This window comes from Paraburkholderia sp. BR14374 (assembly GCF_040948685.1).
GTDB classification, from domain to species: domain Bacteria; phylum Pseudomonadota; class Gammaproteobacteria; order Burkholderiales; family Burkholderiaceae; genus Paraburkholderia; species Paraburkholderia youngii.
On record NZ_JBFPKF010000008.1, the window covers coordinates 243,235 to 258,793 of the forward strand.

The 15,559-nt window shown below is 65.7% G+C and carries 12 protein-coding genes; 11 read left to right on the forward strand and 1 reads right to left on the reverse strand.

Annotated elements, in window-relative coordinates; all coding sequences use genetic code 11:
- The first annotated feature begins 255 nt into the window (after nt 1-255).
- Nucleotides 256-1,437 (forward strand): transposase, encoded by a 1,182-nt coding sequence (locus AB3X86_RS20845; RefSeq protein ID WP_368597441.1) that lies wholly within the window; start codon nt 256-258, stop codon nt 1,435-1,437.
- 69 nt (nt 1,438-1,506) lie between these two features.
- On the opposite strand, the gene AB3X86_RS20850 is transcribed toward AB3X86_RS20845, so the two are convergent.
- A complete protein-coding gene (locus AB3X86_RS20850) occupies nt 1,507-3,078 on the reverse strand; it encodes a mannose-1-phosphate guanylyltransferase/mannose-6-phosphate isomerase (protein ID WP_368597442.1) in 1,572 nt (523 codons plus the stop codon).
- Nucleotides 3,079-3,170: 92 nt separating this feature from the next.
- On the opposite strand from AB3X86_RS20850, the gene AB3X86_RS20855 reads away from it, so the two are divergent.
- The 10 genes from AB3X86_RS20855 to AB3X86_RS20900 all read left to right on the forward strand — a co-directional run bounded on the left by AB3X86_RS20855 (nt 3,171) and on the right by AB3X86_RS20900 (nt 15,522).
- Complete coding sequence (locus AB3X86_RS20855) at nt 3,171-3,455, forward strand: hypothetical protein (RefSeq protein ID WP_368597443.1); 285 nt, start codon at nt 3,171-3,173, stop codon at nt 3,453-3,455.
- A 231-nt stretch (nt 3,456-3,686) separates the two neighbouring features.
- A complete protein-coding gene (locus AB3X86_RS20860) occupies nt 3,687-5,084 on the forward strand; it encodes an undecaprenyl-phosphate glucose phosphotransferase (protein WP_368597444.1) in 1,398 nt (465 codons plus the stop codon).
- Nucleotides 5,085-5,165: 81 nt separating this feature from the next.
- Nucleotides 5,166-6,611, forward strand: a complete 1,446-nt coding sequence (locus AB3X86_RS20865; protein WP_368597445.1) for a UDP-glucose/GDP-mannose dehydrogenase family protein — start codon at nt 5,166-5,168, stop codon at nt 6,609-6,611.
- A 33-nt stretch (nt 6,612-6,644) separates the two neighbouring features.
- Complete coding sequence (locus AB3X86_RS20870) at nt 6,645-7,097, forward strand: low molecular weight phosphotyrosine protein phosphatase (protein WP_368597446.1); 453 nt, start codon at nt 6,645-6,647, stop codon at nt 7,095-7,097.
- A complete protein-coding gene (locus tag AB3X86_RS20875; protein ID WP_368597447.1) occupies nt 7,094-8,296 on the forward strand; it encodes a polysaccharide biosynthesis/export family protein in 1,203 nt (400 codons plus the stop codon). The genes AB3X86_RS20870 and AB3X86_RS20875 overlap by 4 nt, the downstream gene beginning before the upstream one ends.
- A gap of 140 nt (nt 8,297-8,436) precedes the next feature.
- On the forward strand, nt 8,437-10,635 hold the full coding sequence (locus AB3X86_RS20880; RefSeq protein ID WP_368597533.1) for a polysaccharide biosynthesis tyrosine autokinase: 2,199 nt from the start codon (nt 8,437-8,439) through the stop codon (nt 10,633-10,635).
- Nucleotides 10,636-10,691: 56 nt separating this feature from the next.
- Nucleotides 10,692-11,633 (forward strand): glycosyltransferase family 2 protein, encoded by a 942-nt coding sequence (locus tag AB3X86_RS20885; RefSeq protein ID WP_368597534.1) that lies wholly within the window; start codon nt 10,692-10,694, stop codon nt 11,631-11,633.
- A complete protein-coding gene (locus AB3X86_RS20890; protein WP_368597448.1) occupies nt 11,630-12,790 on the forward strand; it encodes a glycosyltransferase in 1,161 nt (386 codons plus the stop codon). The genes AB3X86_RS20885 and AB3X86_RS20890 overlap by 4 nt, the downstream gene beginning before the upstream one ends.
- 3 nt (nt 12,791-12,793) lie before the next feature.
- A complete protein-coding gene (locus AB3X86_RS20895) occupies nt 12,794-14,296 on the forward strand; it encodes a glucose-6-phosphate isomerase (RefSeq protein ID WP_368597449.1) in 1,503 nt (500 codons plus the stop codon).
- The gene (locus AB3X86_RS20900; RefSeq protein WP_368597450.1) at nt 14,293-15,522 is read left to right on the forward strand and encodes a glycosyltransferase family 4 protein; all 1,230 of its coding nucleotides are present in this window, start codon (nt 14,293-14,295) and stop codon (nt 15,520-15,522) included. Before AB3X86_RS20895 ends, AB3X86_RS20900 begins: the two co-directional genes overlap by 4 nt.
- The last annotated feature ends 37 nt before the right edge of the window (nt 15,523-15,559 follow it).

Here is a 15,559-nt window from a genome sequence, read left to right on the forward strand (position 1 = left end):
TAACACTTGTCTCAACTGTACTCATGCAAAGAACGGGATGGTATGCTTCGTGCACAAATTTTCCCGTGCACGAGTGAGACCACGTTTTGTGCTTCGCAATAGGGAAGAGCCGCACCACGCGTGGGCGGACTGCTCCGGCGAGCCGAACGGATAAAACAAATTTGTGCAACCGAGGGCCGCACACGGGTCGTGAACGCTGAGAATCCGTGGCAGGCTCAACGCCGCGGCCAGGCCAGGCCGCGTGGAGAAAATCCAATGTTTTTCGATGAGCTAAACAACGACGAATGGGCGCTGCTCGCGCCGCTCGTCTCCGACGAGCCGGCCGTCCGTCTGAACCGGCGCGGCCGGCCGCGCGCCGAACCGCGCATCGTGACGAATGCGGTGCTGTGGATCATGACCACGGGTGAGCCGTGGTCGAAGCTGCCGGGCCGCTATCCTTCCGGTCCCACGTGCCGTCGCCGCTTCGAAGAGTGGCAACTGAACGGCACTCTGCTGGAGATGGTCCGCCTGCTGTCGCGGAGCGGCCGCACCTTCGCGTACATTCCCCAACCGGCGCCGCCCGTTACGGCCAGACCCGTGGCGCCGGTTGCGCAAACCCCGAGCCCGCGCGAAGACAACAGTCTGCGCGGCGTGTCGTGGAAGAGTCCCGAGTCGTGGCAGGCGCCCGGCGTTGCGAGTGCGTTGAGCCAATGGCGCACGGCCGATCCGATCGGCGACATCACGCGGCAATTGTCGGGGTTCGGGCCCGCGGCAGTGCCGGCGACGCCCGTGGCGACATTCGCGTCGGCCGCGGCGCCAGTGGCGCATGTCGAACCCGCCGCATTCGGCACGGCCCGGACCTTCCCGCCCGACGAGCCGCGCCCGTCTCTGACGATGGCCCTCGCGCCGAGCGGCATGCAGGTCGCCGACTCGCGCGGTTATCTGATCTACGTGGTGGTCGAGGAAGTGCCGAATGCGATGTATCGCGGGTGGGCGGAGATCATCAGGGACGGCAAGCGTGTCGAGCGCTCCGGCCTCGTCGGCCCGCGCTTCGAGGATGCGCAGCACGCGCAGCAATTCGCGCTCGACTGGGCACGTCAGTGGATCGATCGTGAATGCGCAACCGACGCGGCGGCCGCCGCGATGACCGAGGCAAGCGCCGCTGAACCTGCGTCGGCAACCGCATCGAGCAATCCTGTGCAGCGCTCGGCGAGCCGCTCGTTGGCGGGCCTGCGTCATGTGCCGGAACCGGCGTTGATCGATGGCAGCGCGAATCACGGCGCGCCTTTGCACGGGCAGTTGAAGCCATCACTGAATGCATTGCGCGTGCCGCTGCGCCGCTATCCGTCGGACACCGCGAGCGCGGGCGTGACGAGCACGCCCGCGGTGACGACCGACAGCGGCACCGTGGAGCACTTTTCGGCGACCTACAAAGAACTCATCTCGTACGTGGGATGAACCCGGCGGACCCCGCGGCCGCCTGGCGCCGCCGCAGGGTCCCGCATCGTTATCGCGGCCGGTCGCGCGTCATTGCCGTCCGTACGTATCGTCGAAGCGCACGATATCGTCTTCACCGAGGTACGAACCGGACTGCACCTCGATCATTTCGAGCGGCATCTTGCCCGGGTTTTCGAGGCGATGCGTGGTGCCGAGCGGAATATAAGCCGACTCGTTTTCAGACACGATAAAGCGCTCGTCGCCGCGCGTGACGAGCGCGGTGCCGCGCACGACGATCCAGTGCTCCGCGCGATGATGATGCATCTGCAATGACAGCCGCGCCCCCGGTTTCACGACGATCCGCTTGACCTGGAAGCGTTCGCCGGTGTCGACGGAATCGTAGTTGCCCCACGGGCGATGCACCTTGCGATGATTGGCCGCTTCGAGCCCGCCATCCTCGCGAATCCGGTTGACGATCTTCTTGACCTCCTGCACGCGTGATTTATCGGCAACGAGAATCGCATCGGCGGTCTCGACGACGACGAGATCCTGCGTGCCGACGCAGGCAATCAGTCGTCCTTCGGAATGCGCGAAGGTCGAGTTCGCACCTTCGAACATCACGCGGCCGCGGCTCACATTGCGATCGGCGTCCTTCTCGGAGATGTCCCAGATCGCGTCCCACGAACCGACGTCGGACCAGCCGGCCATCAGCGGCACGACCACGCCCGACGCGATGCTCTGATCGGCGCCGAGCTTTTCCATCACCGCGTAGTCGATCGAATTCGACGGCGATGCGCCGAACGCATCGCGTTGCAGCCGGAAGAAGTCGCCGTCCGCCGTGCTGCCCGCAAAGGCCGCTTCGCATGCTTCGTAAACGGCCGGTTGAAAATGGCGAATCGCTTTGAGCCACGTCGATGCGCGCACGATGAAAATACCGCTGTTCCACCAGTATTCGCGTGATTCGACGTAGTGCCGCGCGAGTTCCAGATGCGGCTTTTCGACGAAGCTGTCGAGGCGGTGCGCGACGAGGCGCGCCGATGCATCGGTCTGTCCAACATCCTGCGCATCGTCAGAACCGAGCGGCGCGCCGATGCGGATATAGCCATAGCCGGTTTCCGCGCGCGTCGGCACGATGCCCATCGTCACGATCCGGCCGGCGGCCGCATGCTGGACGCCGGCGGCGACCGCCGCGTGAAAGCCTGCGCTGTCGGTGACCACGTGATCAGCGGGCATCACGACCATGATGCCGTCTTCGTCCTGCGCTGCGACGGACAACGCGGCCACCGTCAACGCGGGCGCGGTGTCACGGCCTACCGGTTCGAGTATCAGCCGGCTCGGCTTGCCGCTCGTGCGCAACTGTTCGGCCGTCGTGAAGCGCTGCTCTTCGTTGGCGACGACTACGAGCTGGCCGGCGAGCGGATAGCCGGCTTCGAGCCCGTCGAGACGGCGGGTCGTCGATTGCAGCAGCGACTCGTCGCCGAGCAGGCCGATCAGCTGCTTCGGATGCTGCTCGCGCGACATCGGCCACAGCCGGGTGCCCGAGCCGCCCGCGAGAATCACGGGATGAACCTTGAGCTTGACGCTGGTTGCGGTTGGGGAGGTGGACGAAGGGGCGGCGGTGGGCCGGGTGCCGGCGGGCGTGACCGGGGCCGGAGCTGTCATGGCGAACTCTCCTCGAGGCTGGATGAATGCGTCGAGTTTTATCACGAAGTCGAGAATCAATAAAAGCGCGTTAAATACAAATCGGATAAAGCGTGCCTCGAATTTATTCGAAATGTCGGAAAAAATTTTCCACCGATCGATTAAAAAATAAAAATTACCTGAAAAAAATCGACAAGCATTTTTTTCGCTTAATGATGCGCAAGAATGATGACACTGATGGAGCCGGGCGTCCCCGGCAGAACCGTTGGAAAAGCGCAAGTTTCGGTGGACAAGGCCTCGGATGGGCGGGTGGGAAACCGCTGTCGAGCCTGATTGCGGCAAAAATTACCTCTCAAAATGCACAAAAAAATGCCGAAATTTTGACCGATACAATTTGAGATTTTTTACGGCCTTGCCGTGCGAATTTTAATACCGCTTTATTGAGGCATGTACAAGGGTATTCACTCATTCTGCCGCGGTTTTTCCGCGGTGGTCTATTCATGCGCATTCAGTCCAATTCAGCCGCGAGGCAAATGGGAGATAAAAAGCGCAACGGTGAAACCCGCATGCAACACCCATTTCAACCAACCGACGGATCGCACTTTGACTGACGAACAGAGGGGCGGCGCATGCTGAGCGTTCTAGCGAGAATCATCGACATAGCCATGGTCGCGCTCGCCGCGATGGTGGCGGCGGCCGTGCACAGCGGCGGAGCGGTATGGCTCGACGATATGCAAAGCGTGTCGCTCGCGTTCGGCTGCCTGCTGGTGGTGGTGTTCTTCCCGGCGCTCGGCATCTATCAGTCGTGGCGCGGCAAGCCGCTCTACGATCTGCTGTCGCGCGTCACGGGCGGCTGGCTGATGGTCGAAGTGACCGGCGTGCTGATCAGCTTCAGCGTGCACCGCGCCGACAGCCTGTCGCGGCTGTGGCTCGTGTACTGGGCGCTCGCGTCGATCGTGCTGCTGGTCGTCACGAAGCTGATCGTCTATTCGATCCTGCGCGGACTGCGACGCGAGGGCTTCAATCAGCGCGCGGTCGCGATCGTCGGCGGCGCGCCTTACGGGCGCTTCCTGATCGAACAGATGCAGGGCCGGCCGGAAGCCGGCTTCACGCCCGTGGTCGTGTTCGACGAGGACGGCACGATCAATCCATACGAAGACCCGGACGCGGCGCACGCGGTCGCGGGCGTGCCGGTCGAGCGCGATTATCAGCGCATGATCGAGCTGGTGCGCCAGCGCTCGATCCGCGAGCTGTGGCTCGCGCTGCCGATCTCGAAGGAGAAGGCGATCCATCGCTTCGTGAGGGATCTGCGCAACGACTTCGTGAATATCCGCTTCATCCCCGATGTCGGCAGCCTGACGCTGTTCAATCAGCCGATGGTCGAGCTGCTCGGCGTGCCCGCGATCAACCTCGCCGCCTCGCCGATCACCGATCTGCGCGTGCTGCCCAAGCGCGTGTTCGACAGCCTGTTCGCGCTCGGCGCGTTGCTCGCGCTGTCGCCGCTGATGCTCGTGATCGCGCTGATGGTGAAGCTCAGCTCGCCGGGACCGGTGTTTTTCCGCCAGCGCCGCAAGGGCATCGACGGCCGCGAGTTCGAGATCTTCAAGTTCCGCTCGATGAAGGTCCACAAGGAAGCGGCCGGCCAGATCACCCAGGCGACGCGGCGCGATCCGCGCATCACCGCGGTCGGCGCGTTCCTGCGCCGCACCAGCCTCGACGAGCTGCCGCAGTTCATCAACGTGCTGCGCGGCGAGATGTCGGTGGTAGGTCCCCGTCCGCACGCGCTCGAGCACGACGACATCTACAAGGATCTGGTGAAGGGCTATATGCACCGCTACCGGATCAAGCCCGGCATCACCGGCTGGGCGCAGATCAACGGTTATCGCGGCGAAACCGACCGCATTGAAAAGATGATGGGCCGCGTGAAGCTCGATCTGTACTACATGCAGCACTGGACCTTCTGGCTCGACATCAAGATCGTCGTGCTGACGCTATGGAAAGGCTTCGCGGGCAGCAATGCCTATTGAACGTGGCGCGCCGGGCCGCGCCGATGCCGCGCATCGCGCGAGCGCATTCCTGAATCAACTTTATTTATCGAGGTGCAATCCATGAACCTGACGATCATCGGTAGCGGCTATGTCGGCCTCGTGACCGGCGCATGTCTGGCCGACATCGGCCACGACGTGTTCTGTCTCGACGTCGACGCACGCAAGATCGACGTGCTCAACAACGGCGGCGTGCCGATCCACGAACCGGGTCTGCAGGAGATCATCGCGCGCAATCGCCGCGCGAAGCGCCTGACGTTTTCCACCGACGTCGAGGCCGCGGTCGCGCACGGCGACATCCAGTTCATCGCGGTCGGCACGCCGGCCGACGAAGACGGTTCCGCCGATCTGCAGTACGTGCTCGCCGCTGCGCGCAACATCGGCCGCCATATGAACGGCTTCAAGGTGATCGTCGACAAATCGACGGTGCCGGTCGGCACCGCGTCGCGCGTACGCGAAGTGGTCGCCGCCGAGCTGACCGCGCGCGGCGTCGAGCAGATGTTCTCGGTGGTGTCGAATCCGGAGTTCCTGAAGGAGGGCGCCGCGGTCGAAGACTTCACGCGGCCCGATCGCATCGTGCTCGGCTGCGACGACGACGTGCCCGGCGAAAAGGCACGCGAGCTGATGAAGCGCCTGTATGCGCCGTTCAATCGCAATCGCGAACGCACGCTGTATATGGACGTGCGTTCCGCCGAGTTCACCAAGTACGCGGCCAACGCGATGCTCGCGACGCGCATCTCGTACATGAACGAGCTCGCGAATCTGGCCGATCGCGTCGGCGCGGATATCGAGGCGGTGCGCCGCGGCATCGGTTCCGATCCACGCATCGGCTACGACTTCCTGTACGCGGGCTGCGGCTATGGCGGCTCGTGCTTTCCGAAGGACGTGCAGGCGCTGATTCGCACCGCCGCCGATCACAGCGCGAACCTGCGCATTCTCGAAGCGGTGGAAGCGGTCAACGACGCGCAGAAGCAGATCCTCGCGCAGAAGATCGTCGCGCGTCTCGGCGAGGATCTGTCGGACCGCACGTTCGGCGTGTGGGGGCTCGCCTTCAAGCCGAACACCGACGACATGCGCGCGGCGCCGAGCCGCGAGCTGATCGCGGAACTGCTGCGCCGCGGCGCGCGCGTGAAGGCCTACGACCCGGTCTCGATCGACGAAGCGAAGCGCGTGCTCGCGCTCGATCTGAAGGACGTGCCGCAGCAGCATGCGCGCCTGTCGTTCGTGAACGAGGAGATGGAAGCGGCGAGCGGCGTCGATGCACTCGTGATTCTGACCGAATGGAAAGTCTTCAAGAGCCCCGATTTCGATGCGCTGAAGCGCATGCTGAAGACGCCGCTGATTTTCGATGGCCGCAATCTGTACGAGCCGGATGTGCTGCTCGAACTCGGCATCGAGTATCACGCGATCGGCCGGCGGCACGCGTTGCGCAATGCGCCGGCACGGGTCGGCGCGAACGGCGCGCTGCATGCGGAGGACCTCGCCGCCGCGGAAACCTCGGGCCGCTGACGCCATTGCGACCGCCGCGCGAGGAAATCCGCCATGTTCGCCAACGTTCTGATCGTGTGCCACGCCAACGTGTGCCGCTCGCCTGCCGCCGAGATGCTGTTCAAGGCGCGTCAGGCGCGCGCGCCGCGCCCGGGCGCCGCGCCGATCGCGTTTCATTCGGCGGGCATTCGCGCGGTCAATGGCCACGGCATGGACCCGGTGATGCGGCGCCTGCTCGAAGAGCGCGGCGTCGCGGCCGGCCTCCATCACGCGCGGCGTCTCGACCGCTCGCTCGTGCGCGCGGCCGATCTCGTGCTGGTGAGCGAGCGCGCTCAGGTGAGCAAGGTCGAAGCGCTCGATCCGTCCGCGCGCGGCAAGGTCTATCCGCTCGGCAAGTGGGAAGCCGATTCGGACGTCGCCGATCCGCACAGCGGCGCGGAAGACGAATACAGGGAGAGTCTCGTGCTCATCGAACATCTGGTCATCGGATGGCTGAAAAAAATATGAAGCAACCCCGCATCGAAAACTCATTCGCGAGCTTGCGCACGAAGCTCGCCGCCTCACTTCTGCTGACGTCTTTTCTGTCGGCCTGCGCGACCGCACCGGGCAATTATCTCGACACGTCGCGGCTCAAGGACAACGATCAGGCTCCGAGCGAAACCTATCCGGTCCATCTGATCGACGCGAACCTGATCATCGCGCAGGCGCAAGCCGCCGCCGCGAAAACCGAGCCGTTGCCGCCGTCGGCGCTGTCCGATCCGTCGCTGTACGTGTACCACCTCGCGCCGCAGGATATTCTCGGCATCACCGTGTGGGATCACCCCGAGCTGACCACGCCGCAGGGCAGCACCTTGTCCTCGGGCGGCAACACCACGCAGACGATCGCGGGCGCGTTGCAGCAGCCGTATACGGCCGCGCTGCCGGGGCAGGCCGATCCGTACGGCCAGACGATCGCCGCCGACGGGACGATCTTTTTCCCGTTCGTCGGCCGCATCCAGGCCGCGGGCAAGACCACCACCCAGCTGCGCGATCAGCTCGCCGCGCGCCTCGTGCCATATATCCGCAATCCGCAGGTCGACGTGCGCGTGCTGTCGTATCGCAGCCAGAAGGTGCAGGTCACCGGCGAAGTGAAGCAGCCGGGACCGCTCGCGCTCAGCGACGTGCCGCTGACGCTGGTCGACGCGATCACGCGCTCGGGCGGCACCAACCCGGACGCCGACATCCAGCGCGTGCGCCTCACGCGCAACCACAAGCTCTACGTGCTCAACGCCGATCGCATGCTCGATCAGGGCGACACCAGCCAGGACGTGATGCTGCAGAACGGCGACGTGGTCAACGTGCCGGACCGCACCGACAGCCGCATCTTCGTGATGGGCGAAGTGAAGACGCCGATCCAGGTGCCGATCATCCGCGGCCGCATGACGATCGCCGATGCGCTCACGCAAGGCGGCGGCATCCTCAATACCGACGCCAATCCGCGCCAGATCTTCGTGATGCGCGGCATGCGCGAGCATCCGACCACGCCCGAGGTGTTTCGCCTCGACATGACGCAGCCGGACTCGATCATGTTGTCCTCGCAGTTCCAGTTGCAGCCGCTCGACGTCGTGTACGTGGGCACCGCCGCGTCGACGACCTTCAACCGCGTGTTGCAGCAGGTGCTGCCGAGCGTGCAGACGCTGTTCTATCTGAAGCAGCTGACGCGCTGAACGTTTGGGCTGTAACGTCCCGCGCGCGCCGTTGTTGTCCGGGCGGCGCGGGACGCGCAACGAAAGCAGAAGTACCGCTGACGCGAAAGCCGAAGCCAACGACACGGGATGGAACAGTGAGCAATCAACTCTCTCCACACATGGCTGGTCCGATCAAGACCGAAGAAGAAGACGTCGTCCTCGGACAACTGGTGCAGGTGATCCTCGACGACATCTGGTGGCTGCTCGCGATCACCGCGGTCATCGTCACGATGGCGGTCGCGTACTGCTACCTCGCCAAGCCGACTTATTCGGCCGATGCGCACGTGCGCGTCGAGCCGTCCGACAGCATGTCGCAGGCGCTCACGCAAACGCAGACCGGTGCCGCGATCACGAGCGGCTCGACGTCGCTGCCGACGGACGCCGAGATCGAAATCATCAAGAGCCGTGGCGTGGTCGCCCCGGTCGTGCAGCAGCTGAAGCTGAACTTCAGCGTGACGCCGAAGACGATCCCGCTGCTCGGCAACATCGCTGCGCGCCTCGCCACGCCGGGCCAGCCCGCACGCGCGTGGCTGGGGCTCACGTCATACGCCTGGGGCGGTGAAAACGTCGAGGTCGATTCGATCGACGTGACGCCGTCGCTCGAAGGCGAGAAGCTGCTGCTGCGCGTGATCGACGCGCAGCACTACGAGCTGTTCGCGCCGAACGGCTCGCTGCTGCTGCGCGGCGAGGTCGGCCAGCAGGCGCAGGGCGGCGGCGTCACGATGGTCGTCAACACCCTCGTCGCGCGCCCAGGGCAGGAGTTCACCGTGGTGCGCTCGAACGATCTCGACGCGATCACCGCGTTCCAGTCGGCGATCACGGTGCAGGAGCAGGGCAAGCAGACCGGCGTGATCCAGATCTCGCTGGAGGACAAGAGTCCGCAGCATGCGGCGCTCGTCGCCAATGCGCTCGCGCAGTCGTATCTGCGGCAGCACGTGTCGAACAAGCAGGCCGATGCGAGCAAGATGCTCGACTTCCTGAAGAGCGAGGAGCCGCGCCTGAAGGCCGACCTCGAACGCGCGGAAGCCGCGCTGACCGCCTACCAGCGTCAGTCCGGCTCGATCAACGCGAGCGACGAGGCGAAGGTCTACCTCGAAGGCAGCGTGCAGTACGAGCAGCAGATCGCCGCGTTGCGGCTGCAGATGACGCAGCTCGCCGAGCGCTACGGCGACGACCATCCGACGCTCGTCGCCGCGCGCGAGCAGATGGCCGAGCTGCAGGCGCAGCGCACCAAATACGCGGACCGTTTCCGCGATCTGCCGGCCACCGAAGTGAAGGCCGTGCAGTTGCAGCGCGACGCCAAAGTCGCCGAAGACATCTACGTGCTGCTGCTCAATCGCGTGCAGGAACTGTCGGTGCAAAAGGCGGGCACGGGCGGCAACGTGCATATCGTCGACGCGGCGCTGCGCCCCGGTGCGCCGGTCAAGCCGAAGAAGATGCTGATCATGTCGGCGGCGGTGATTCTCGGGCTGATCGCGGGCACCGGCTTCGTGTTCCTGCGCCGCAATCTGTTCAAGGGCATCGACGACCCCGATCACGTCGAGCGCGCGTTCCATCTGCCGGTGTTCGGCCTCGTGCCGCAAAGCGCCGAGCAGGTGCAGCTCGAAAACAGCTATGCGCGCGGCGGCGAACGGCTGCGTCCGGTGCTCGCGAATGCGCGGCCGAAGGACCTGACGATCGAAAGTCTGCGCAGCCTGCGCACCGCGATGCAGTTCACGCTGATGGACGCGCGCAATCGCATCGTGATGCTGACGGGTCCGATGGCCGGCGTCGGCAAGAGCTTCCTCAGCGTGAACCTCGCGATGCTGCTCGCGCATTCGGGCAAGCGCGTGCTGCTGATCGACGGCGACATGCGGCGCGGCGCGCTCGAACGTCAGATCGGCGGCGAGCAGGAGAACGGCATGTCGGAGTTGCTGAGCGGGCAGATCTCGCTGGAAGAGGCGATCCGCCCGTCGAACGTCGAGGGCCTCGCCTTCATTTCGTGCGGCCGCCGTCCGCCGAATCCGTCCGAGCTGCTGATGTCGCCGCGTCTGCCGCAGTACCTCGACGGCCTCGCGAAGCGCTACGACGTGATCCTGATCGACACGCCGCCGGTGCTCGCGGTGACCGATGCATCGATCATCGGCGCGTATGCGGGCTCGACGTTCTTCGTGATGCGCTCGGGCATGCACAGCGAGATCGAGCTAGCCGACGCGCTGAAGCGCCTGCGCGCGGCCGGTGTGCACGTGCAGGGCGGCATCTTCAACGGCATGCCGGCGCGCTCGCGGGTCGGCTACGACCGCGGCTACGCGGCGACCCAGGAATACCTGAGCACGTGACGCGCGCACCGCACCCCGGCACCGACTTCTGCACGACAGGAACAGAGGACATCACGATGAAAGTAACGGTACTGGTACCGACTTATCGCCGCCCGCCCGATCTCGCGCGCTGCCTCGCGGCGCTCGAGCGGCAATCGCGCGCGCCCGACGAAGTGATCGTGGTCGCACGGGTCGACGACGACGCGACCCATGCATGCCTGCGCGATCCGTCCACGCGCGGCCGCCTGCCGCTGGTGATCGCGCCAGTGGACCTACCCGGCCAGGTCGCTGCGCTCAATCGCGGGCTCGATGCCGCCAGCGGCGACGTGATCGCGATCACCGACGACGACGCCGCGCCGCGCCGCGACTGGGTCGAGCGCATCGCCGCCGCGTTCGAAGCCGACGCGCACCTGGGCGCCTTGGGCGGGCGCGACTGGGTGCACGAAAAAGGCCGCGTGCTCGACGGCGAGCGGCCGCTGGTCGGCAAGGTGACCGCGCACGGCAAGATCATCGGCAATCATCACCTGGGGGTCGGTGCCGCGCGCGAAGTCGACATCCTGAAGGGCGCCAACATGAGCTACCGGCGCGACGCGGTGCGCACGATCCGCTTCGACCCGCGTCTGCGCGGCGCGGGCGCGCAGGTGCACAACGACATGGCATTCAGCCTCGCGGTAAAGAACGCGGGCTGGAAGCTCGTCTACGACCCGCAGGTCGCCGTCGATCATTTCCCCGCCGAACGTTTCGACGACGACAAACGCGACGCGCAGACGATGGCCGCGCTGCGCAACGCCGCGTTCAACTTCCATCTGATCCTGCGCGACCAGTTGCCGCCGCTGCGCCGCGAAGCCGCGTGGTGGTGGTGGACGCTGGTCGGCACACGGCTTTATCCGGGCCTCACGCATGCGGCGCTCGCGCTGCTGTCGAAGCAGGCGCAGTTGCAGCTGTCGCGCTGGCGCGAGGTGCGCGCGGGCGCCCACGAAGCGCGGCGCGCGCTGTCGAAGAGCGGAGTATCCGCATGAGTACCAAGGTTCATGTTCATCTGTTCTACGGCGCCGATCCGCGCTTTTATCGCAAGGGCGACGATATCGGCTGTCTGTACGGTTATCACCACGCGGAGTCCGAAGCATTCGCGCTGACCTATTCGCAAGACGCGCGCGAAAGCCGGCCCGTACGGCTCGTGCGGCGCGCGCTGAAGGCCGCGCTCGGCTTCGATTTCATCCATACGTGGCGCAATCGCGGCGAGATGCTGCGCTCGGACGTGATCTGGACGCATACCGAGCAGGAATGGCTGTCCGCCGCGCTGATGCTGCTGCTGTGCGGCCGCAAGGCGGGGCCCGGCGCGTCGCCGCTGCTGCTCGCGCAAAGCGTGTGGCTGCTCGACAAGTGGCCGTCGTACGGCATCGTGCGCAGTTGGCTGTATCGCAAGCTGATGACGCGCGCCGATCGGCTGACCACGCTCGCGAGCGAAAACGCCGAGCTATGCCAGGACTACTTCCGCCGCGATGCGACGCCGCTGCTGTACGGCCTGAACACGCGCGACTTCCCGGTCAATGCGCCGACGCAGTGGACGCCGCGCACGCCGCTGCGCGTCGCGGCGATCGGCAACGACCGCGACCGTGACTGGGAGACGCTGATCAGGGCGTTCGGCAACGATTCGCGCTATTCGGTGAAGCTCGCGACGCGGCGGCGGATTCCCGCGTCGCTGCGCGCGTCGAATGTCGAGATCGCGCTGTTCTCCGGCATCAAGAAGCAACACGAGCTGTACGACTGGGCCGACGTGATCGTCGTGCCGTTGCGGCCGAACTCGCACGCATCGGGCATCACCGTGATGCTCGAAGCGGCGGCGGTCGGCAAGCCGATGGTCGCGACCGACGTCGGCGCGCTGCGCGACTATTTTCCCGCCGACGAAGCCACCTACGTGCCGCCGTTCATTCCAGAGGCGCTGCGCGCCGCGGTCGACCGGTTCGCCGCCGACCCCGCCCTGGCGCTGCGCCAGGCGCAGGCAGCCGCGGACGGCCTGCTCGCGCGCGATCTGACCACCGAGCACTACGCGATGCAGCACGTGCGGATCACGCGCGAGATGCTGAGCGCGCGCGGGCAGGCGAGCGCGCACGCGGCCGCGGCCAGGCACGAGCAACGCGCCGCACCTGCGCGCGAATCGCGCGGAGGCCTCTAGGCGATGTCGACGATTCCGCGCGCGAACCCATTGCCGCCGGCCGGCGCGGGCAACGCCGGCGCCGCGCAAACCAATGCGAGCGGGCTGCTGTCCGGCGCAACGCGAGAATGGCTGCCGCCGCTGTTGCTGTGGCTGATCACCGCGGTGCTGATCGTCGCGCATCAGGGCACGGTGCTGACGCTCGCGTTTCCGGTGCTCGCGATCCTCACGGGCCTGTGGCTCTACTTCAAGAGCCCGGCGCGCTATATCGGCTTCATGTGGTGGCTGTGGTTCCTGAGCCCCGAAGTGCGGCGTCTCGCGGACTGGTCGAAAGGCGCGTTCACGCCGACCAGCCTGATCCAGGTCGCGCCGCTCGCCGTGACGATGATCAGCGGCCTGTCGCTGCTGCGCTACTACCGGCTGCTCGCGCAGCGCCGTGGTTTGCCGGTGCTGCTGATCCTGCTCGGCCTCGTCTACGCGTTCCTGATCGGCGTGATGTCGAGCGGGCCGCTTGCGGCCACCTACGACCTCGCGAACTGGCTCTATCCGATCCTGATCGGCTTTCACATCATGGCGCACACGCGCCAGTATCCGCAGTACCGCGACACGATCGTGGGCACGTTCATCTGGGGCATGCTGGTGATGGGCGGCTACGGCCTGATCCAGTTCTTCATCATGCCGCCGTGGGACGCGCTGTGGATGCTCGGCTCGCAGATGAACTCGCAGGGCGACCCGGTGCCGATGGGCGTGCGCGTGTTCAGCACGATGAATTCGTCGGGCCCGTTCGCGTTCGCGATGATGGGCGCGATGGTCTTCGTGATGGCCGCGCAGCACCGCGTGCGCTGGATCGCCGCCGGGCTCGGCTTCTTCTCGTTCGCGTTGAGCCTCGTGCGCTCGACGTGGGGCGGCTGGGTCATCGCACTCCTGATCCAGCTGGTGAAGTCGAACAACAAGGTGCGCGTGCGCATCGTCGCGAGCGCGGTGCTGCTCGCCGGCTTCTGCGTCCCATTGCTGGCGGTCGGTCCGGTCGCCGAACGGATGCAGGCGCGCCTGAACACGATCGTCAACCTGCACGACGACCAGAGCTACGCGGCGCGTAACGAGTTCTACGCGACCTTCGCGAAGACCGCGTTTACCGACGTGTCGGGCGAGGGCATGGGCGCGACCGGCACCTCCACGAAGCTCTCCAACGACGGCGGCCAGCTCGGCCAGTACGGCAACTTCGACAGCGGCGTGATGAACATTCCGTTCGTGCTCGGCTGGCCCGGCACCTTGCTGTATATGTCCGGCATCGTGTGGCTGCTGACGCGCGCGGTGCTCGCGTCGTTCAGGCTGCGCGACGACAAGTTCGTCTCCGCGTGCCTGAGCCTGTGTCTGGCGACCTTCGCGATGCTGGTGTTCACGAACTCGCTGGTCGGCACCGGCGGCCTGCTGCTTTTCATGAGCGCTTTTTCGATTCTTTCCGCGGTTCACTACGAAAAAATGAACCGTGCACGCACGCTATTTCTCAACGGAGGCACGGATTGAGAGTCGCCATAGTCACGCACGTAGTGCGTCATAACGACGGCCAGGGGCGCGTCAATCACGAGATCGCGCGCGCGGCGCTCGACGAGAACATCCGCGTGACGCTGGTCGCGTCGCACGTGGCGCCCGAACTGCTCGCGCATCCAAACGTGCGCTGGGCGCCGGTGAAGATCGGCCGCTGGTGGCCAACCAATCTGCTGCGCCAGCAGGTGTTCGCTCTCAAGAGCGCGCTATGGCTGCGCGCGCATCGGCGCGACTACGACGTGCTGCACGTGAACGGCTTCATCACGTGGATGCGCGCCGACGTCAATACCTCGCATTTCGTGCATAGCGGCTGGTTCGCGAGCAAGTACTACCCGTTCGGTTTGACGAAGGGCGTGTGGTCCGCGTACCAGTCGGTCTATACGCGCTGCAATGCGCTGCTCGAACGCTGGGCGTACCGGCGTTCGAAGGTGATCACCGCAGTGTCGCAAAAGGTCGCCGACGAAATCCGCGCGATCGGCCTCACGCCGCGCAACCGCGTGGACGTGATCTACAACGGCGTCGACACGCAGGGCTTCGCGGCGGCGAGCGGCGATCGCGCGAAGTTTCGGTTACCGGACGATGCGTTCCTGCTGCTGTTCGTCGGCGATCTGCGCACCCCGCGCAAGAATCTCGGCACCGTGCTCGCCGCGTTGAAGCATCTGCCCGAGCACGTGCAGATCGCGGTGGCCGGCTTTCTGCCGGGCAGCCCGTATCCGGACCAGGCGAAGGCGCTCGGCATCGCGCATCGGGTGCATTTTCTCGGGCTGGTGAAGGAGATGCCAGTGCTGATGCATTCGGTCGACGCGTTCGTGTTTCCGTCGCGCTACGAGGCGATGAGTCTGTCGCTGCTCGAAGCGATGGCGGCGGGGCTGCCCGTCGTGACCGCGCGCACCGCGGGCGGCGCCGAGATCATCACGCCGGAGTGCGGCATCGTGCTCGACGATCCCGATGACCCGCAGGCGCTCGCTCGCGCGGTCGCGCAACTCGCCGGCGACGACACCGCGCGCCGCGCGATGGGCCAGGCCGCGAGCGAGCTCGCAACCGGCTTCGGCTGGGCGCGCATGGCCGCGCAATACATCGCGCTGTACCGGCAACTGGCCGGACAGCAGGAAAACCGCCGGCGCATCCAGACGGAGGCGACGGCCGTCGCGCAGAACGATGCGCTGACGCTGAATCAACTCGCCGGACAGAAGAGCGTGGAATGAACGCGCGAGCCGCGCCATCCACGCAACGACATAGCAA

Bases quoted from the DNA above. Each gene is read 5' to 3' on its own strand.
- AB3X86_RS20845 (WP_368597441.1), top strand. From the start codon at position 256: ATGTTTTTCGATGAGCTAAACAACGACGAATGGGCGCTGCTCGCGCCG.
- AB3X86_RS20850 (WP_368597442.1), bottom strand. From the start codon at position 3,078: ATGACAGCTCCGGCCCCGGTCACGCCCGCCGGCACCCGGCCCACCGCC.
- AB3X86_RS20860 (WP_368597444.1), top strand. From the start codon at position 3,687: ATGCTGAGCGTTCTAGCGAGAATCATCGACATAGCCATGGTCGCGCTC.
- AB3X86_RS20865 (WP_368597445.1), top strand. From the start codon at position 5,166: ATGAACCTGACGATCATCGGTAGCGGCTATGTCGGCCTCGTGACCGGC.
- AB3X86_RS20870 (WP_368597446.1), top strand. From the start codon at position 6,645: ATGTTCGCCAACGTTCTGATCGTGTGCCACGCCAACGTGTGCCGCTCG.
- AB3X86_RS20875 (WP_368597447.1), top strand. From the start codon at position 7,094: ATGAAGCAACCCCGCATCGAAAACTCATTCGCGAGCTTGCGCACGAAG.
- AB3X86_RS20880 (WP_368597533.1), top strand. From the start codon at position 8,437: ATGGCTGGTCCGATCAAGACCGAAGAAGAAGACGTCGTCCTCGGACAA.
- AB3X86_RS20885 (WP_368597534.1), top strand. From the start codon at position 10,692: ATGAAAGTAACGGTACTGGTACCGACTTATCGCCGCCCGCCCGATCTC.
- AB3X86_RS20890 (WP_368597448.1), top strand. From the start codon at position 11,630: ATGAGTACCAAGGTTCATGTTCATCTGTTCTACGGCGCCGATCCGCGC.
- AB3X86_RS20895 (WP_368597449.1), top strand. From the start codon at position 12,794: ATGTCGACGATTCCGCGCGCGAACCCATTGCCGCCGGCCGGCGCGGGC.